The sequence below is a fragment of the Massilia sp. WG5 genome, assembly GCF_001412595.2.
Taxonomy (GTDB): domain Bacteria; phylum Pseudomonadota; class Gammaproteobacteria; order Burkholderiales; family Burkholderiaceae_D; genus Telluria.
On record NZ_CP012641.2, the window covers coordinates 156,249 to 173,604 of the forward strand.

20 protein-coding genes are annotated in these 17,356 nt (G+C 62.8%); 18 read left to right on the top strand and 2 right to left on the bottom strand.

Going from position 1 to position 17,356, the window contains the following annotated elements; translation table 11 throughout:
* Positions 1–614 precede the first annotated feature (614 nt).
* From AM586_RS27665 to AM586_RS27710, 10 genes are all read left to right on the top strand, one after another.
* Positions 615–1,070 carry a single-stranded DNA-binding protein gene (locus tag AM586_RS27665; protein WP_162600621.1) on the top strand — a complete coding sequence of 152 codons (456 nt, stop codon included), beginning with the start codon at positions 615–617 and terminating at the stop codon, positions 1,068–1,070.
* 55 nt (positions 1,071–1,125) lie between these two features.
* Complete coding sequence (locus AM586_RS27670) at positions 1,126–3,363, top strand: ParB/RepB/Spo0J family partition protein (protein WP_047824888.1); 2,238 nt, start codon at positions 1,126–1,128, stop codon at positions 3,361–3,363.
* A gap of 199 nt (positions 3,364–3,562) precedes the next feature.
* The gene (locus AM586_RS27675; protein WP_307164173.1) at positions 3,563–4,072 is read left to right on the top strand and encodes a phosphohydrolase; all 510 of its coding nucleotides are present in this window, start codon (positions 3,563–3,565) and stop codon (positions 4,070–4,072) included.
* Between the two features lie 34 nt (positions 4,073–4,106).
* Entirely contained in the window at positions 4,107–4,319 is a 213-nt protein-coding gene (locus AM586_RS27680; protein WP_047824889.1) for a hypothetical protein, read from the top strand.
* Between the two features lie 1,045 nt (positions 4,320–5,364).
* Complete coding sequence (locus AM586_RS27685) at positions 5,365–6,180, top strand: DNA methyltransferase (RefSeq protein WP_082439902.1); 816 nt, start codon at positions 5,365–5,367, stop codon at positions 6,178–6,180.
* A gap of 711 nt (positions 6,181–6,891) precedes the next feature.
* Complete coding sequence (locus AM586_RS27690) at positions 6,892–7,305, top strand: hypothetical protein (RefSeq protein WP_162600622.1); 414 nt, start codon at positions 6,892–6,894, stop codon at positions 7,303–7,305.
* Positions 7,292–7,546: a hypothetical protein gene (locus AM586_RS27695; RefSeq protein WP_156328195.1), complete on the top strand. Its 255-nt coding sequence runs from the start codon at positions 7,292–7,294 to the stop codon at positions 7,544–7,546. Before AM586_RS27690 ends, AM586_RS27695 begins: the two co-directional genes overlap by 14 nt.
* Positions 7,546–7,869 (top strand): hypothetical protein, encoded by a 324-nt coding sequence (locus AM586_RS27700; RefSeq protein ID WP_052233914.1) that lies wholly within the window; start codon positions 7,546–7,548, stop codon positions 7,867–7,869. The genes AM586_RS27695 and AM586_RS27700 overlap by 1 nt, the downstream gene beginning before the upstream one ends.
* A gap of 58 nt (positions 7,870–7,927) precedes the next feature.
* On the top strand, positions 7,928–8,227 hold the full coding sequence (locus AM586_RS27705; protein WP_047824892.1) for a hypothetical protein: 300 nt from the start codon (positions 7,928–7,930) through the stop codon (positions 8,225–8,227).
* Positions 8,228–8,292: 65 nt separating this feature from the next.
* Positions 8,293–8,592, top strand: coding sequence for a hypothetical protein (locus AM586_RS27710; protein WP_047824893.1), 300 nt, complete (start codon positions 8,293–8,295; stop codon positions 8,590–8,592).
* A gap of 231 nt (positions 8,593–8,823) precedes the next feature.
* Here AM586_RS27710 and AM586_RS27715 read toward each other — a convergent pair whose 3' ends face one another.
* Positions 8,824–9,693 (bottom strand): hypothetical protein, encoded by an 870-nt coding sequence (locus AM586_RS27715; RefSeq protein WP_047824894.1) that lies wholly within the window; start codon positions 9,691–9,693, stop codon positions 8,824–8,826.
* Positions 9,694–10,419: 726 nt separating this feature from the next.
* On the opposite strand from AM586_RS27715, the gene AM586_RS27725 reads away from it, so the two are divergent.
* The 5 genes from AM586_RS27725 (at position 10,420) to AM586_RS27745 (ending at position 12,801) form a co-directional block, all read left to right on the top strand.
* Positions 10,420–10,926, top strand: coding sequence for a RadC family protein (locus AM586_RS27725; protein WP_229412967.1), 507 nt, complete (start codon positions 10,420–10,422; stop codon positions 10,924–10,926).
* Positions 10,927–10,998: 72 nt separating this feature from the next.
* Positions 10,999–11,241: a hypothetical protein gene (locus AM586_RS27730; protein WP_047824897.1), complete on the top strand. Its 243-nt coding sequence runs from the start codon at positions 10,999–11,001 to the stop codon at positions 11,239–11,241.
* A 178-nt stretch (positions 11,242–11,419) separates the two neighbouring features.
* A complete protein-coding gene (locus AM586_RS27735; RefSeq protein WP_047824898.1) occupies positions 11,420–11,956 on the top strand; it encodes a hypothetical protein in 537 nt (178 codons plus the stop codon).
* Complete coding sequence (locus AM586_RS27740) at positions 11,946–12,401, top strand: hypothetical protein (RefSeq protein WP_047824899.1); 456 nt, start codon at positions 11,946–11,948, stop codon at positions 12,399–12,401. Before AM586_RS27735 ends, AM586_RS27740 begins: the two co-directional genes overlap by 11 nt.
* Before the next feature lie 106 nt (positions 12,402–12,507).
* A complete protein-coding gene (locus AM586_RS27745; RefSeq protein WP_047824900.1) occupies positions 12,508–12,801 on the top strand; it encodes a hypothetical protein in 294 nt (97 codons plus the stop codon).
* 1 nt (position 12,802) lies between these two features.
* Here AM586_RS27745 and AM586_RS27750 read toward each other — a convergent pair whose 3' ends face one another.
* The gene (locus AM586_RS27750) at positions 12,803–13,141 is read right to left on the bottom strand and encodes a hypothetical protein (protein ID WP_047824978.1); all 339 of its coding nucleotides are present in this window, start codon (positions 13,139–13,141) and stop codon (positions 12,803–12,805) included.
* 1,415 nt (positions 13,142–14,556) lie between these two features.
* On the opposite strand from AM586_RS27750, the gene AM586_RS27755 reads away from it, so the two are divergent.
* Genes AM586_RS27755 through AM586_RS27760 form a run of 3 tightly spaced genes read left to right on the top strand, consistent with a single transcriptional unit; the run spans position 14,557 to position 17,354 of the window.
* Entirely contained in the window at positions 14,557–14,961 is a 405-nt protein-coding gene (locus tag AM586_RS27755; protein ID WP_047824901.1) for a hypothetical protein, read from the top strand.
* Positions 14,951–15,346 carry a hypothetical protein gene (locus tag AM586_RS28530; RefSeq protein ID WP_047824902.1) on the top strand — a complete coding sequence of 132 codons (396 nt, stop codon included), beginning with the start codon at positions 14,951–14,953 and terminating at the stop codon, positions 15,344–15,346. The genes AM586_RS27755 and AM586_RS28530 overlap by 11 nt, the downstream gene beginning before the upstream one ends.
* Positions 15,336–17,354 (top strand): type IV secretion system DNA-binding domain-containing protein, encoded by a 2,019-nt coding sequence (locus AM586_RS27760; RefSeq protein WP_052233916.1) that lies wholly within the window; start codon positions 15,336–15,338, stop codon positions 17,352–17,354. The genes AM586_RS28530 and AM586_RS27760 overlap by 11 nt, the downstream gene beginning before the upstream one ends.
* The last annotated feature ends 2 nt before the right edge of the window (positions 17,355–17,356 follow it).

The following is a 17,356-nucleotide window of genomic DNA, read 5'->3' on the forward strand; positions in this document are numbered from 1 at the left end:
GGCTTCCCGCTGCGCGGGACCCGGGATGCCCATTCCGAGCGCGCGCTCCCGCGCTTGGTCCCTGCGGGACTGCCGGCCTATGGCCGTCACTCTCCAGGCCACCCGGGACGCGGCCGCGCGGCTAGACGGAGGCTGCGTCTGTGGCTACTTTCGCGCGCGAAAGTGAAGGGGAGGCAGGCAACCTCCGACTTCGATGCCGCTGCGGACCGGCGCCGTGACACCGCGTACCTATCGCCCATCTCTCCGGCAGGATCGCACGCCGGCGGGCTATGCCGTCAAGGCACTCCTCGCCCGTTCGGTGCTCGCCTTCGGCTGCGCTCCGCATGCGGCCTGCGGGGTGTCCATGACGGCGCGCGCCGGCGAGCGACCGTGCCTCCGAGGCGATAGGTACACGGTGTCACTCTGGGGCGGGCCTGTCCTGCGCTGGGTTCTTGGCTGATCGAGCGAGCAATCAACACCGTCAGGGCCTGTTCCGGCCCCGACACCCGGCCCGAGGTCTCCAGGTTCCGGTATCTCAGCGAGATGCGCAACATCAAACACGCAACACAAACTATTGAAGAACAATAGTTTTTCGCGTTATAATTGACACATGAACTGAACTGATGGAGGGGCAAATGAGTTTCGCTAACGAATTTCGCATCCATGGCAATCTGGTCAACGATGTCCGTCGCGGACGCACTGGCGGCGGCGTGACCACGGCCTTCTATGTCGTCGCGGTCGACCACCAGTTCCGCAACGGCGACAACATCCAGACGACGACCGATTTCATCCCTATCACGACTTACGGCAAACAGGCCGAGAGCGACCTCAAGTATCTCGCCAAGGGGAAAGAGGTGGCGATCCGTGGCCGCATCCGCAGCTGGTACGACAGCGTAAAGCAGCGCGGCGGCTTTTGCTTTGAGCCGGACCCCGGTTGCGTGCGCTACATCGGCGCGCCCATTACCCGCGCTCCGGAGGCAGTACTGGACGGGGAACATGATTCGTGGCTGCAGGACTATGACGCAGCCCTACAGCAATACGACGCCGTGCCGCAAACCACGCGGCCCGCTCGTATCGCCGCGCACGCGTGAGCAGACGCGTCAGCGGTTTTTTCGTAGTACCAACCATCTCACCAAGGAGCCAACCATGAATCTCGCAGACCAGCCGACCTTCCCGCAATCCGTCATCGGCACGGCCAGCACCGAGGTCGATATCCCGTTCAACAAGCTGCACATCAGCCGCAAGAACACCCGGATCAAACCGCACAGCATGGCCGATATCGAGTGCCGCGCCGCCTCGATCATGGCCTATGGCCTGCTCAACCGGCTGCAGGTGATCCCGGAGCAGGGCAGCGGCACGGAATTCGGTGTCATCGCCGGTGCCGGACGCTACCTCTCCATCGAGTTGCTGGTCCAGCGCGGCCTCGTTCCGGAGGATTTTCCGGTCAAGTGCGACCTGCGTTCGACGGGCGACGCAATTGCCATCAGTTTGGTCGAAAACGCGAACCGCACCGCGCCGCACGAAGCGGACGAGTTCGTGGCATTCAAGGCAATGGTTGACGAGGGCAAAGCCCCTGAAACCATCGCCGCGCACTTCGGCGTGAATGTTCGTACCGTCAAGCAGCGCATGCGCCTCGGCGGTCTGCATCCCGAACTACTCGACTTGTACCGCAATGGCCAGATGGGCGTCGAGGAAGTCCGCGCATTCTGCAGGACGACCGATCAGGAGCGTCAGCTTCAGGTGTGGAATGCGCTGCCGTCCTACTACAGGACCGCCATGTATATCCGCAACAAGCTCGCCCAGGAATCGCTCGGCAGCAAGGACCCGCTGGTCATGTTCGTCGGCCTCGACCAGTACAGGCAAGCCGGTGGTGTCGTGACCGAAGACCTGTTCTCGGCAGACACCGGCGACGGCTTCGTGGAAGACCTCGCCTTGCTCCACCAGCTGGCCTTCGACAAGCTGCGCGCCATTGCCGACCAGACCGCCGCCGCTGAAGGCTGGTCGTGGTCCGATGTCGCGGAATCCTACGACCGCCGCCTGCATCCCGAGTTCGAACTGGCAACGCCGCAACGCCGGGAGCCTTCCGAGGCCGAACAGGCGCAGCTATCCGAAATGGAAGCGAAACTGGAACACTTCAGCGAAAAGCGCGACAGCCTGTATGACACGCTCGACCAGCTGGCCGTCGACGAGGACCCGGACGCCGACGAGCAAGAGGCAGAAGGTGCGGAAGTGGCCGAGTCGCGCGCAGAAGCGCTGCAGCGCGAGGCCGACGACGCCGAGGAGCAAATCGAGCGCCTCAGTGCCAGCATTCAGGCCCTGAAGGCGTCGTTCGTCACCTATGCCGACGAGGTGCGCGCCGCAGGCGGGATCATCGTCGCGCTCGACGGACGCGGCGGCGTCGAAATCGTGCGCGGCCTGATGCGCCGCGCCGAGCCCGAGGAAGGCGCGTCCGACTGCGCGAACGGCTCGGCATCGATGGCATCGGGCATCCCGGCCACGACCGTCTCCAGTACCGCGACCGCGTCGGGCAGCGTGACCGGTATGGGAATCCAGCCAGCCAAGAAAGAGCGCCCGGAAATCTCGGAACGGCTGGCCCTGCAACTGTCGGCCCAACGGACGGCGGTCATGCAGGCTGTGATGATGAACCGTCCCGAGGTCGCCATGGCGGCGACTGTGCACCGTCTGCTGGAAGCGGTAACCCGCCGCCATCGTTACATCGACCGCGATGCGCTGAAGATCAGCGGCCACTCGTCGCTGGACAGCCTCCACGACAAGGCTCCAGACCTGAAAGGCATGCGGGCCAGTGACGAGATCAAGGCACGGATCGAAGCGTGGCGGGCACGGGTACCGGCCAAAGCATCGGAGGAATTCAGCTGGCTGCTTTCGCTCGATGCTGCCGACCTTCACGAATTGTTCGCCCTGTGCGTGGCCCTCTCGCTCGACGCCACTACCGGCAACGCTGCGACCCAGTACGGCGTCGACATCGCAAGCGCCCTGCAGATCGACGTCGCCGACTACTGGACCGCGACCGAGGCGTCGTACTTCAGCGCCGTCTCCAAGGACTCGATCATCGCCGCTGTCGAAGAAGCCTGCGGTCCCGGCACCGGCATGCCGATTGTCAAGATGAAGAAAGGCGAAGCTGCTAAATATGCTGAGCAGAAACTTGTCGGAACGCGCTGGCTCCCGGCCATGCTGCGTGCCCCGGTCGAGGAAGTCCCGGCGACCCCGGCACCAGCCGAGGTGCAGCAAGACGGTGGGGAAGAGGCAGCGGAACAGGCCGCCGAATCGGCGGCACCGGTAGACGGCGGAGTCACCGAAGCCACGGTGCATAGCGCCGAACAGTCCGACCCGGCAGTGGCAGTGGATGAGGAAGTGACCGCGTAACTTGACACAAGGCGGGCCGGGTTACCGATCCGCCTCTATAGGACAACCGAATATGAACGCCATCGAACAACGAGCCAGTGCCTGGATGCGTCTCCCTTAGGGGCAGCGCATCGACCTGGCCAACCCCGATCCGCATGCATGGACCGACTACGACCTGTCGCTACGCCTCGCACGTGTCTACCGCTGGGGTGGGGAATCGATGCATCCGGTACCGCTCTCCGTCGCCCAGCATTCGCTGGCCGTGCTCGAGCTGCGCCGCCAATGGTCGGCCACGCCGCTGACGGTCGACCAGCAGCTGCGCGAACTGCTGCACGACGCCGAGGAAGGCTTGCTCGGATTCGACCCCATCAGCAAGCTCAAGCCGCTCCTGGGCGACGCCCTGCGGGAGGTAACAGAGCGCCTGAGCGACGCGGTTGCAGACCGGTACCGGCTCCCTGCCTGGACCGACGAGGATTATGCCGAGCACAAACGTGCGGACGTGACGTGCGCCGCGTCCGAGGCGCTGTATTGTGCAGGATGGTCCCAGTACGAGATTGTCAACGTCCTCGGTATACACGAACCGGTGCTGAAGCACGATCCCCTGGTTGAGATATATCGGTGCGCGCCGTGGCAACCCTGGCCGAGCGCGGTCGCCGTCGAGCGCTTCCACCTTGAACTACTACGGTTGCTGGCTGCGCGGGAGCCTCAACGCGCAGCGAAATTGGCGTAGAATCTGTTGACGGAACAAACTTTGGAGGTTGCTGATGGAAAATCCGGTGAGCATGATACTGGACCTGTCGCCCGGGCTGAACGAGAAGCTCGGCCATCTTGCCAAGGCCAACGGGGCGACTCCAGAAGAAGTCCTGCTTAAGGGGCTTGCATTGTATGGCGTTGCTTCGGAAGCGAAGCGAAACAATCAGCATCTCGGCATCGTGGATGCCGAACGACGCGTGGTGGCCGAGGTCACCGGCGTGTGAGGATGGCCGCCCATCGGTGCGAGAGCCGCCTCCGGGCGGTTTTTTTTCGTCCTCGTTGGACGCACCAGGGATGCGCGCGCCGGATTCTTGAGGCTTCGCCTTGGCGGTTCCAGCGTTTCCGCCCGATGGCGGAAACGAAGGGATGGAACGCAACAGCTGTCTCCGGCCACTTCGACCTGGTCGGCGCCGACCCGGACGTGGCAGCACCCTGACCATTCGGACCAGAGGCTGCGCCTTGGGGAAGTCGGCGTTCCCGCCCGACGGCGGGAACGAAACGGATGAACGCAACAGCCAGGCTCCGGCCGCGTCCACCAGGTCGGCGCCGGACAGGGCGTTGCGGCTTCCTGGCCATCCATGCTAGAGGCTGCGCCTTGGGGGAAGTCAGCGTTCCCGCCATCAGGCGGGGACGAAGGGGAGGGACGCAACAGCCCGCTCCGATCGCGCCGACCAGGTCGTCGCTGGACCGGGCGTCGTCGCTCCGTGGCCGTCCATACCAGAGGCTGCGCCTTGGGGAAGTCGGCGTTCCCGCACGGCGGCGGGAACGAGGCAAAGGGACGAAACAGCCCACTTCGATCACGCTCTGCGCCAGGTCACGCCACCTTTGGTACCCTCGCCATCCTCAGCCAGAATGGCTGCGCCGCGGGCTATGCGGTCAAGGCACTCCTCGCCCGTTCGGTGCTCGCCTACGGCTGCGCTCCGCTGCGGCCTGCGGGGTGTCCATGACCGCGCCCGCGTCTTCGCCACCCCGGCCTCGAGGCTACGGGTACACGGTGATGTTCCGGCCTTGGCCTGCGCGCCGCTCCTGTCTGTCTGCTCGACCGAACGGCAACCCCAACGTCGTGGGGCCCGTTCCGGCCCCACACCCGACCCGAGGCCCCAAGTTCCGGTAACTCGGGTTCGTCGTCAAATTGAAATATACTATTTCACTTCAATAGTTTGCTTTGGTAGAATGTACTTGTGCGGTAATCCTGCACTGGCTTTTGTGGCGTGAGCAGACGCCGCGAGAGCGACGCAACCCTTCTACCATCATTCCAAGGAGCCAATCATGAACTTGTTCGGTCATCACCTTATCGCCACCCCTACCTTTCTCCAGCCGTCGAGCGCGCCGGTGCGCTCGCATGCCGGCACGGCAAAGCCCAGCAAACCAGCGGCGGGCACTAACGCGCCCGCCGCCAACGACAGCAGCGAGACGGCTTCCGAGTTCGCGGTTCACCAGGGCGACTGCACGCTGTTGCTGCCCCAGTATGCCGACCGGTCGTTCGATCTGGTGGTGACCGATCCGCCTTACATCGTCGGATACCGGGATCGCTCAGGGCGCTCCGTCGCGAATGATGACAACGACAAGTGGCTTGAACCGGCTTTCCGCGAGATTTACCGGGTGCTCGCCCAGGACGCTTTTTGCCTGAGCTTCTACGGCTGGAACCAGACCGACCGCTTTTTCGCCGCATGGAAAGCCGCCGGCTTCAGGATCGGCGGCCATATCACGTTCCCGAAACGCTATAGCTCCTCGGTCCGGCTCGTCCGCTACCAGCACGAATCCGCCTACCTGCTCGTAAAGGGGCAGCCCGAGCCAGCCAATGTCATCGGCGACGTGATCGACTGGGGCGCCTACACCGGCAACAAGCTGCATCCCACGCAAAAGCCACTGTCCATTCTCGTGCCGCTGATCCAGGCATTTTCCAAGCCTGGCGCACATGTACTCGATCCCTTCATGGGGTCTGGTTCGACATTGGCGGCGGGGATGATGTGCGGCCGCCATTGCACGGGCATTGAACTGGACAAGGGCAATTTCGAGATCGCCAAGAAACGCCTGACGCGCATGGCGCAGTCGCGTTCGCGCTTGGTTGACGATATCGGCTGACGGGCAGGCCTGGGTGGCGTCCTCTCCGCAGGGGTGGGCGTCTCCCTGCGGGACCGGGCTCTCGTGCTGCGCATCGAGCCCGCTGCGCGGTCTCGCCCCTTCGGGCTTCCATCCCTGACGCCTCCGCGCCTGGCGGCGCTGCGCGCTGCGCTTGCCCTCCCGGTCGACCGGGTCGACCGTCCGCGCGGCTTGGGCCGCTTGGCTGTCCAGAGGCTTGCGCCTGGGTGAAGTCAGCACTTTCGCGCGCGAAAGTGAAGAAGAGGGAACACAACCCGGCTTCGACGCCGCTACGGACCAGGCGCCGTGACACCGCGTACCTATCGCCCATCTCTCCGGCAGGATCGCACGCCGGCGGGCTATGCCGTCAAGGCACTCCTCGCCCGTTCGGTGCTCGCCTTCGGCTGCGCTCCGCATGCGGCCTGCGGGGTGTCCATGACGGCGCCCGCTGGCGAGCGACCGTGCCTCCGAGGCGATAGGTACACGGTGTCACTCTGGGGCAGGCCTGTCCTGCGCTGGGTTCTTGGCTGATCGAGCGAGCAATCAACACCGTCAGGGCCTGTTCCGGCCCCGACACCCGGCCCGAGGTCTCCAGGTTCCGGTATCCGCAGGTAAAACGCAAGCCCCGCAATACAACAGCAAACTATTGACGTACAATAGTTAGGGGCCTATAATTGTACCTGTAGTGACCGATGACCAACCGAAAGGACCGCTATGAATACCTCTGCCTCGCAACCCGTGACCATGACCGAATTGCTGTCGGCGTTTTTCGTCCACGGCATGCACGACCACGACGTCGGCCTTGTGCTGGCGAAGTGGGACAACGGCCATGCTGAACTCGTTCACGACATGCTGACTTACGCTGCGCCGCTGGCCCAAATGATGACCGCCGCGATTCTGTGCGTCGGCGACAACGTGGCCGGTGTCTTCCTGTACGAAGTGGCCGAACCGTTCGGCAACTGGTTCGCCGATGTTGTCATCAACACCCGCGACGTACCGGAGCGCGCCCGCGCCATTGCCAAATTGCAGGATCTGGTGATCGAGTTTTACTCGTCGGCCGAGAACGCAGATCCGCTCAAGCTCGCCGCCGCTGTCGGCAGCGCCGATGCCCTGCATGTCGTTCATTGACGAGGAACGAAAAATGGTCGGCCAAGCCGGACAGCAGAGCGTGGAGTACACCCTGACCATGTCGGACGCGCTCAACACGAAACTGAACCGCATTGCCGCCGCCAACGGCGGCGATCCCGGCGAAGTGCTCGCGAAGGCGATTGCGCTGTACGAGGTAGCCGTTACGGCGCAAGCACGGGCTTGCTCCATCGCGGTGCTCGACGCGAACAATCAGGTTCAAACGAAGATCGAGGGCTTGTGATGGACAACCAAGGCGATATACGGACGGTCAATCTCGACCAGCTGATCCGGGGCGACAGCGACCAGCTCGAACTCAAGATCAGAAACGAGACCGACGAGGATGCGCAGGCACGACGCGAGCGGGAAACCGCTGATGCCAAGCTCGCGCGCACGATGAAGCTGATGCTTTTCGTGTTCGCGTTGGTCATCACCGGCATCGTGTTCGGCGCGTGCATCGTGGTGGCCTTCGCAGGATCGGCCGATGACAAGAAGTGGGCGTGCAGCATCGTTACCGCCATCACTTCGGGACTGGTCGGCTATCTGGTCGGACAAGGGAAAAAGTAAGCCGGGGCGGCCTCCGGGTCGCCTCATCCATCGAACGCCATTCTTGAGGAGATCAAACATGCGAGGACTGGACGTAAGGATCGAGCTTGCACACGCGCGCGTCGCAGCCGTGGTCGCGGGTGAGGACGGCGGATTCGATATCGCCATGAAATTCATCGACGCTTTCAACAGCGCCCGGCTGCTTGGCTTCGAGGACGCAGGGGAGGGCCGCGCTGAACCGCCGCTCATGTTCCGCGACGAGCCCGACCTGCTGTCATGGTGGAACGACGGCTACAACACCTTCATCGACATGGCCGAGGTAGAGCACTGTTCGTACTGCAACGACCACACCGTCAATACGTGTCTGTACCACGGATGAGCAGGACGGCCGGACGACTGGTTCGCCGCCCGGCCGAACGACACGACAAGCAAGGGAGAACAATCATGCGAGGGCTGGACGTTCGGATCATGCTGGCACAGGCGCGCATCATGGAAGTCATCCATGGCGTGCGGAACGACAACGTTTTGAGCGACTGGATGTCGGACGTGTGGATGGAGGCTCAGGCGCTCGGCCACCGCGAGGCCACCGAAGGATTGTCGGAACCACCAATCATGTTCCAGAACGAGCCGGACCTGCTGACATGGTGGGAGCAGGGTCAGAGTATGTACGGGGAAATGATGGAGATGGCAGAGTGCCCTGACTGCAACGACGGCACCGGCAATCCTTGCCCGTCCCATGGATGAGGTGCCAGGTACACCAGCGCGGCCCCAGGGCCGCGGCGCCCCGGCCAGCCTGGCCGGCTGCCCGGGGCGCCTCCGCGCGGCCGGTGGCCGCTTGGTCATCCAGAGGCTGCGCCTGGCGAAGTCAGACTCCCGCGCCGGTGCGCGGAAGTGAATGGACGGGAACGACCGACTTCGACGCGCGCGCCGGTTTGCCGGCGCCGCGACTCCGGCCGCGCCAACGGCCTGACCACTTCAGTACGCGTCGATTCTCGACGCGACCAGCACCTCGCGGAATTTCACGGGGAAAGTCTCGGTCACGCGCGCCGTGACGAAGCCGCGCGCGCACGACAGCACAATATCCGCCGCCTGCTCCAGCGACAGCGCGTCCAGCTTGTCGGTGACGCCGAACTTTTCGTCAAGACCATGACGGGCATCGACACCCGACACCGCAAAGCTGTTCGCCGTGTACGTGAAGTTCTTGAGGTCTCCCGCCTTCTTACCGCCATAGAGCGCGACCTGCGCGATCCGGTCCTTCTCCTTCGGGAACTGCTCGCGCAATGCGCCCTCGACCGTGTCGAGCACCTGCGACAGCGAGCTGAGGCTGATGCCGTGCGTGCCGAGGATACGTAACATTGCATGCACCTGGGCGTCGCTGCGAGCAAGGAACAGCAGCTGCCCGAAGTAGTCCAGCGGCCGCCGCGGGACCAGATAGCGCAGCATGTTCACATTGTCCGGAAAGGCTTTCATCAGCGCCCGTTCGCCATACGGAAGGAGCGCGCGCCGCATGGTCTCCCGCTCGACGCAATCCCCAAGCCTAAAGGGCTGGAAGCCAAAACCTTCGTTGAGCTGCAGCATTCCGTTGAACAGGACAAGCAGCTCCCCGGCCCGCGCCGTCGCCTCGACCGCTGTGAGACCAGTCAGATGTGGGGCGGTCAAGTAGTAGACCGTTGGCCGGTCGTCCTCGTGATCCGCGAACAGGTCGATGTCGACCGAATTGAAGTCGCGCACCAGGTTCCAGAGCCAAAAATCGTTGCCGTGCAGCCGAAAACACCATTTCGGATCGTTAACCGCGAAGCGGCCGCGTTTGGGCAGTTCGGGTGCGGGCGTGGTCTGGTCGTTCATTGCGTCACCGTGAGGCAAAGCGCCGATGCTACAACGAGCTCGAGAGAACGTCCAGGCATGGGCGTCTCCCTGCGGGACCGGGCTCTCGTGCTGCGCATCGAGCCCGCTGCGCGGTCTCGCCCCTTCGGGCTTCCATCCCTGACGCCTTCGCGCCTGGCGGCGCTGCGCGCTGCGCTTGCCCTCCCGGTCGACCAGGTCGACCGTCCGCGTGGCTTGGGCCGCTTGGCTGTCCAGAGGGTCGCGCCTGGGTGAAGTCAGCACTTTCGCGCGCGAAAGTGAAGAAGAGGGAACACAACCCGGCTTCGACGCCGCTACGGACCAGGCGCCGTGACACCGCGTACCTATCGCCCATCTCTCCGGCAGGATCGCACGCCGGCGGGCTATGCCGTCAAGGCACTCCTCGCCCGTTCGTGCTCGCCTTCGGCTGCGCTCCGCATGCGGCCTGCGGGGTGTCCATGACGGCGCCCGCTGGCGAGCGACCGTGCCTCCGAGGCGATAGGTACACGGTGTCACTCTGGGGCAGGCCTGTCCTGCGCTGGGTTCTTGGCTGATCGAGCGAGCAATCAACACCGTCAGGGCCTGTTCCGGCCCCGACACCCGGCCCGAGGTCTCCAGGTTCCGGTATCTCGGGGAAATGCGCAAGAGCGGAAACGCAACATCAAACTATTGTGAGACAATAGTTTGTGCGGTATAATGGTTCCATCAAGTGAACGGGAGGATGTGACGATGAACGCAACTGCTCTTGAGTGCCGCGACAGCGGCGCGATTGCCAACCAGATGTGCCGCCGCCAGGAAGAGGACGCAATCATTTCCGAAGCCTTGGCGATCCTGCGCCGCCGGACCAGCCGCGCGAGCTACAAGCGCGCCAACAGCCCGACGGAAGTTCGGCGCCTGCTGATGCTGACCTACGGCGCGGCGGAAAAAGAGCATTTCGGCATTCTTTGGCTGGACGTCAAGAACCGCATCATCAAGCGCGAAATCCTGTTTACCGGGACGCTGGCGAGCTGCTCTGTCTATCCCCGCGAAGTGGTCAAGGCAGGGTTGGCCCTGAATGCCTCCGGCTGCATTCTGTTCCACAACCACCCCAGCGGCATGGCCGAGCCCAGTGAAGCCGACCGCCTGCTTACCCGGCACATCACTCAGGCGCTCGGACTGGTGGACATGCGCGTGCTCGACCACATCATCGTGACCGGCGAACTCGCATATTCCTTTGCCGAGCACGGCGAGCTGTAGACCGACCTCGCCGGGCTGTGCGCACACCCGCCGCCCGGCAACCCGCTTACCCCGCAGACTGTTGGAGGAAACATGGAAAAATTTCTGGACGAAGCCGACGCAATCATCGAGCGCCCGACCGAGGGACGCCCCATCGTCAACCTCTTCGACGAAGACGGTTTTGTGTTCAGCTTTCCCGCCGGCTGGACAGACGATCAGGTCAAGGTGGCACTGCGCTTTGCCAACTACGGTTACGACCGCGGCATCAAGATCGGCAAACGCCGCAAGGCGCAGGAAATCCGTGTCTGTCTCGAAATCGGTGTCGAAGCCGGATAGGGGAAGCGCCGGCGGCGGCCGGTCCGGACGCCGCTGCGCCCGAACCGGCCGCCGCCAGCCTCCGCACCTGACGGTGCTGCGCGCTGCGCTTGCCGTCCGGCCGACCAGCATCCCCTACCACGCTGAGCCCGACGAAGTTGCCCAGCTGACGACCAACCCAACGCCATGTGATCGAAAGATGAACATCCACCACTGCGATTCGACCTTTGCCGCCGGAGCCCTTTGCGAGGACGGCACCGCCAGCCCCGGCGACATCCTTTTCATCCAATCAGAGCGGGCTGTTGGCGTCGCCACGCCAAAGCCCTACGCCATCACCGTGCGCGCCGGCACCTTCGCCAATCTGCCCGATGGGCAAGATGGCGATTTGATCCGCCAGCAGTTCGCCTCAGCCCTTTTGACTGCCCAGCAGCTGGCGCAAGCAATGGCCATCCGCCTGGACCCCCACTATGCGATCAAGGCGGACGCGATCGCAAGCGCGAACGCATACCTGCATAACGTCGACGTTCCGACGTACAGCCAGCTTGCGCGTGCCGCCAGCCTGATCCTGGAAAAGCACCCGTACGCGGGAAGCGAAAGGGAAGGCGAGGAGCTGGCCACCCTGCGCCAGATGGTGGACGCGATTCCATGCATCGAGTTCGACCCGCAAGAGCACCGGAATGGCGCGCCAGGTCGCACCAATCCCAACGACGGCCGGAGCGGCGGCGATGCGGTTTAAGCGCCAAGAGCGGTACGGACCGCGCCAGCTCACCGACCGTCAGCGTGCCGCGTACGCGCGCAAGCTGGTCAAAGAGCAGAACCGCTACCCACTATTTGCGGAACACGTAGCGGCCGAGCAGCGCGGCATCGATGAAGAGGCGGCGCGCCGCGAACAGCTGTCCGTGAAAACCGAGCAGAGTCAACGCGAATTCACGGCCAGCATCTGGCGCCTTGCCCGAACGTTGTACTTCGCCCAGCCGGACGACGTACGCGCACGAATCGGCGCAAAGTGGCGCGCATGGACCGGACCGTGCACCGCCGTGTACTTCGCATCCATGGTCGATGTCGAAAGCGGCGAGCAAGCGCGACGCTTGGCCCAGATCGACGCCGAGCGCGCTCCGGCGCGGGAACGAATCCTCCGTCAGATCCAGGCGCAGCGGATTTCCACCCTCGATCTCCGATAGCGCGCGGGCGCCGGCTTCGCCGGCGCCTGGCCCCTCTTCATCCGGCGGCACTTTCTATTTCCTGTACCATGGCGCAACCTGAACAAGCGACCACCCACGGAATCCGATGGATCATCAGCCCGAAATGCACGACGGCGCCTTAATGCTCATTCGCCACGTTGAAGAACATGGCGGCACGGACGACGCCCTCGTCATTCTGGAAATTATTCTGGCGTGCACGCACCCCGACTTTGTCATGTCCCCGGCGAGCGCGGCCTTTTTGCCTGCCGACCTCCGCAAGGCCGTCGCCGATTTTGTGCGAACTGTCTTGCTTGAGGGATTATCGGAGGCGCAGCGTGGTTCCCTGTTTTCCTGGGCCCAGCGCAAGATGATGGCGGGGCCTCGAACGCCCCGCGCGTAGGTTAAGCAGCTTCTTGCAGCGCCGGCGACTCCGCGGACTTGGATGGCTCGCTGTCGGTTTGCGGCTTGGATGGCGTACTGGCCTCGCCGCCCTTCGGCGCCTCGACCTTCAACAGCTTGCGCAACGCCGTGAGCGCAGACGTCCACTGTTCGATCGGAACCGCATCCAGCTTCTCGGTGCGCAAAAGCGCGGCAATCGCCTTCTGGTTCCGCTCCAGGGCCTTGCGTTCTTCCTCCCGTTTCTTTGCAACTAGCATGTTCAGCTTTTGCTGGGCTGCTGCAATTTCCTCGTCAAGTGACTTCGCTTTCTTCTGTTTCTGGTTTTGGGTCGTATCGCTCATTGTTGGCCTCGATTGATTGATGGAGCCGAACCGTACGTTTGGCCTCGGCGTGATTTTCATTTTAATCACAACCTGCGCAATTGTGTATGTGGATTCGATCGAATCGATTTGGTCAGGATTTACGATTTTGATCTTTTTCGTGCGTATCGTAGTCTCCTGCATTCGGGCGTCTCCCCTACGGGGCCGGGCTCGGCGTGCTACGCATCGAGCCCGCTATGCGGTCTCGACCCTTCGGGCTTGATCCCTGACGCCTCCGCGCCTGGCGGCGCTGCGCGCTACGCTTGCCGTAGACCAGGTCCCGGACGATCGCGCCGTCGGCGGCTTCGTCGTCGTCCTGCCGCTACCAGCCAGTTCCCGGACTTCGGCCACATGACGTCGATCCGCGCGCGGTGACGCTGACGCGCACCGGCGCCGCCGACCAGGTCATGGCCGATCGCGGCGCCAGCGGCTTCGCCGCAGTCCTGCCGCTCCCAGCCACTTCCCGGACTTCGGCCACCTGACGTCGATTCGGGCGCGGTGACGCTGACGCGCACCGACGCCGCCGACCAGGTCCTGGCCAATCGCGGCGCCGGCGGCATCGCCGCCGTCCTGCCGCTCCCAGGCACTTCCCGGACTTCGGCCACATGACGTCGATCTGGGCGCGGTGACGCTGACGCGCACCGGCGCCGCCGACCAGGTCCTGGCCGATCACGGCGCCGGCGGCTTCGCCGCCGTCCTGCCGCTCCCAGGCACTTCCCGGACTTCGGCCACATGACGTCGATCTGGGCGCGATGACGCTGACGCGCACCGGCGCCGCCGACCAGGTCCTGGCCGATCGCGGCGCCGGCGGCTTCGCCGCCTTCCTGCCGCTCCCAGGCACTTCCCGGACTTCGGCCACCTGGCCGGATCCCCAGCGCGGTGACGCTGACGCGCACCGACGCCGCCGACCCGGTCCTGGCTGATCGCGCCTGGCCAACGCTGTCGACGTTGGGGGCGGCGCCGCGGTATCCAGCCCACGGTTCGGCTGGTGCCGAACCGTGCGGATCATGTACGACTTGCCTACGTTACACTCCGGCAAGAATGCACTACTCCAGCGCTGGCAGGCCGGTTCCCGTCCTGCCAGCGAAGGTCTGACCGGTGGGACGCGATCCGGTGTCCCGGACCCCGTCCCAGAAATGAAAAAAGGTGGGGGTAGAGACCCCCACACCCCCCCGTTAAAAGAACACACATTACGCACGAAACGTGCTGCGTACAAAACGGCGCTAACTAATTGATCCTTAAGCAGAAAGTCTGTTTACAGCCGAGAGCCAAGACCACCCCGCACATCTCTTGAAACCCAATACATGTGGTAAATCAGGGCATTACCTTGTTTTCAATTGATTGCGAGTGGACGAAAGTATAATATTTAATTTAAATTGACTTTTTGGGAGCGTCCGATGAAGACTATTCCTGTTGGTACCCGGCTCGATGTGGACCTGCACAGGGCGTTTGAGGAGGAGATGAAGCGGCGCGGACAGGACAAAGCGGAGCTCTTGCGTACCTTCATCCGCGACGGTCTTGCCCGCTACGACTCCTATTCCGAGCAGATCATGCAAACCCAGCTCTCGATCCTGGAGCACATGAAAAAGCTCCAGGAGATGATGGGCGCGGCACTCCATCTGAACGTCGAGCAAGCAGTCTTGGGCTTGCGCCAAGGAGCCAACGAAACGTCGGAGGCATACAAAGAGCGTCTCATGAGCGAATACCGCAAAACGGTATTTGAGGCTCTCGGTAAGGGAGGGCGGATAGCAACGGTTGCCGCCACGAGGACGGCGAACGCAAAGGTCGGCCATGATCACTGATCTCCCCGGTTTCGTGAGCGTCAACAAGCTGGAGTCGCTTCCAAGTGGCCGCTACTTTGTGGTCGAGTCCATCTATCAACGCGCCGCCGATTCGTCGGTTCTGGTGACCATGAGCGAGATCCTCACTGTTGCGGAAAGCAGGACTGTCGCCGTCGACTTGCACGTCCTGACAGACGAAGGGGAACTTCGTTTCCGCGATTTCTGTTTGACCTCCAGTGGTGCCTGGCGCGACAGCTACGGCGCAACTGCATGGAAGCTTCAGGACCTACTTCCGCCTGAATTGGCGAAGTACACATTGACGTCGCGTCAGGGAACAGTCGTCGATCATGACGGACATGGCAACCTGCTTCAAGTGCCAGCAAAGGAGCAAAATTATGGCGCGTAACATCGCAGCGACAAATGCAGGTGTTGGACAGGCGAGCGTGTCCACGCGAGTCAAGCTGACGATCCAGGCCGCCAAAAAGTGCTTGGTCTTCGGGACATTTCCAATGTTCGTCACGCCGATCGCATATTGGATATCTGCCGCCTCGCCTCAGGAGTTCGATGTCGCGAAATTGTACGTTGAAGGAAAAGTGCTGGACGACACGGTTCCAAGGAAGTGGCGTATTCGCGATCTGGACGGTACCCGTAAGATCGTCAGCGTCGACGCTGAAGTCGGCCCGCCCGTCCAGTACATCGCGGCGAAGGATTTACCTTCCTTGATGGGTGAGCGGTGGGAACCTGCGCGGGACTTCCGACGAACCGTATGGATAGCGACCGGCGCCGGCATTTTGGGCTACTTCGCGGTCTGGCAGCTCTTCGTTTTCCGTGGGCGACAGCAGCAAGCGAATAGGCGCATCCGCGGTGCGAGAGACATCGTTACCGCTGCCGAGCTTAGTCAGCTCGTGCGCAAGATTGGTCCGTCAGGATACCGTCTGGCGCACGTGCTGCTGCCGCGCGATGCGCCAATGCGCGGGATTCTTGCGATCGGGGCGCAGGGTAGCGGCAAGTCGATGGCGATCCATGACCTCATGCAGCAGGTTTTCCGCAATAAGCGCAAAGCGGTGATCTATGACCAAAGTGGAGAATTTTTCAGGGCGTACTATCGGCCCGGAAAGGATATATTCTTCAACCCGGCGTTTGAAGGCTCGATCGCCTGGTCGATCTTCATGGAGATGAAGAATCGATACGACTCCAGTTCTCTTGCACAGGCATTTCTGCCGCCGAAATCGACGGCGGGAACGGTTGGCGCCAACAGCTTTTTCGAGGATGCCGCGCGCGCGCTCTTCTCGGTAATTCTCTTGCGCCTGACCGAACGAGGCGCGGTCAACACGAAGGATATTGCGGAGGCTTTCCTGGAAATGCCCGAAGATGAGATGAACCTGCTCATCCAGAAATCGGTGGCGAGCTCCGCTATCGGAGGGGACTCCAAGGGCCAGCGACAAGGCGTGATCAGCTCGATATCCATCTACCTCGACGGCATTGCATCGGTCAATGAAGGCAAATGGTCAATGTCCGAGTTTCTCGATCGCGACGATGATGTGCGCCTGTTCATTTTCGGCACGGACGACACAAAAGCGATGTTTGTTCCGCTGTACCGGCTGCTGCTCCAGGTCGCTTTCAACGCAATCGCGGCCCGGCAGGAAGTTGTGCATCACGACCGATATTGGTTCTTCTTGGACGAAGTTCACACCTTGGGCGACATCAAGGTCGACGAACAATTGGCGACCTTGCGCAAGTTCGGTGTATCGATCATCGCAGGCACCCAGGTCGACAGCCAGTTTGTCACGAGCCTGGGCAAGGACCGCGCCGAGTCTGCCATGAATGGATTCAATACGCTGCTGCAGCTGGCGATGAACGATGCCGAAGCGAAGGAACGCGCCGCGAAGCGATTTGGTAAAGCGGAGACTGAAACGATCTCGCAGAACCAGGCCGTTGCAGTCGTTGAGCAGCGCGATGGCGCGGGTCTGATAATCAACGAGCAGGAGAAGTGGGCGGTCATGCCGGCGACGTTCGGTCAGCTCTCTCCTTGTACCGGTTTTCTGAAATTGTCCGGTGACTTCCCCGTCGCCGCGGTCGACTACTCGGCATGGCTCCGCAGGAGGTTTTGGATCCTTCCTGCACGAATCGAATCGTTCGCGAAGCGGAACGAGAACCCGCCGCGCGACGCACGCTTCAAGATCTCGCGCCCGGTCCTACCAAGCGGCGAAAGCGCGTTCGATGGCGTGCGCCGTGAGGCCGAGCAAGCGCGAATCGAAGCGGAGCGCAAGAAGAAGGAAGAGCAGGAGCAGCAACAAAAGCAGCAAGCGAACGAACAGCAAGCCGCGGACGGCGTCATCGACGTATCGATGACCTCTGCCTCTACGGAGGTGGCGACGCCGAATCCGCACCGTGAAATCGACCTGGGGTTCTAATC

Coding starts and splice junctions, on each gene's coding strand:
- AM586_RS27665 (WP_162600621.1), top strand. CDS start 615: ATGAGTTTCGCTAACGAATTTCGCATCCATGGCAATCTGGTCAACGAT.
- AM586_RS27670 (WP_047824888.1), top strand. CDS start 1,126: ATGAATCTCGCAGACCAGCCGACCTTCCCGCAATCCGTCATCGGCACG.
- AM586_RS27675 (WP_307164173.1), top strand. CDS start 3,563: ATGCATCCGGTACCGCTCTCCGTCGCCCAGCATTCGCTGGCCGTGCTC.
- AM586_RS27680 (WP_047824889.1), top strand. CDS start 4,107: ATGGAAAATCCGGTGAGCATGATACTGGACCTGTCGCCCGGGCTGAAC.
- AM586_RS27685 (WP_082439902.1), top strand. CDS start 5,365: ATGAACTTGTTCGGTCATCACCTTATCGCCACCCCTACCTTTCTCCAG.
- AM586_RS27690 (WP_162600622.1), top strand. CDS start 6,892: ATGAATACCTCTGCCTCGCAACCCGTGACCATGACCGAATTGCTGTCG.
- AM586_RS27695 (WP_156328195.1), top strand. CDS start 7,292: ATGTCGTTCATTGACGAGGAACGAAAAATGGTCGGCCAAGCCGGACAG.
- AM586_RS27700 (WP_052233914.1), top strand. CDS start 7,546: ATGGACAACCAAGGCGATATACGGACGGTCAATCTCGACCAGCTGATC.
- AM586_RS27705 (WP_047824892.1), top strand. CDS start 7,928: ATGCGAGGACTGGACGTAAGGATCGAGCTTGCACACGCGCGCGTCGCA.
- AM586_RS27710 (WP_047824893.1), top strand. CDS start 8,293: ATGCGAGGGCTGGACGTTCGGATCATGCTGGCACAGGCGCGCATCATG.
- AM586_RS27715 (WP_047824894.1), bottom strand. CDS start 9,693: ATGAACGACCAGACCACGCCCGCACCCGAACTGCCCAAACGCGGCCGC.
- AM586_RS27725 (WP_229412967.1), top strand. CDS start 10,420: ATGAACGCAACTGCTCTTGAGTGCCGCGACAGCGGCGCGATTGCCAAC.
- AM586_RS27730 (WP_047824897.1), top strand. CDS start 10,999: ATGGAAAAATTTCTGGACGAAGCCGACGCAATCATCGAGCGCCCGACC.
- AM586_RS27735 (WP_047824898.1), top strand. CDS start 11,420: ATGAACATCCACCACTGCGATTCGACCTTTGCCGCCGGAGCCCTTTGC.
- AM586_RS27740 (WP_047824899.1), top strand. CDS start 11,946: ATGCGGTTTAAGCGCCAAGAGCGGTACGGACCGCGCCAGCTCACCGAC.
- AM586_RS27745 (WP_047824900.1), top strand. CDS start 12,508: ATGGATCATCAGCCCGAAATGCACGACGGCGCCTTAATGCTCATTCGC.
- AM586_RS27750 (WP_047824978.1), bottom strand. CDS start 13,141: ATGAGCGATACGACCCAAAACCAGAAACAGAAGAAAGCGAAGTCACTT.
- AM586_RS27755 (WP_047824901.1), top strand. CDS start 14,557: ATGAAGACTATTCCTGTTGGTACCCGGCTCGATGTGGACCTGCACAGG.
- AM586_RS28530 (WP_047824902.1), top strand. CDS start 14,951: ATGATCACTGATCTCCCCGGTTTCGTGAGCGTCAACAAGCTGGAGTCG.
- AM586_RS27760 (WP_052233916.1), top strand. CDS start 15,336: ATGGCGCGTAACATCGCAGCGACAAATGCAGGTGTTGGACAGGCGAGC.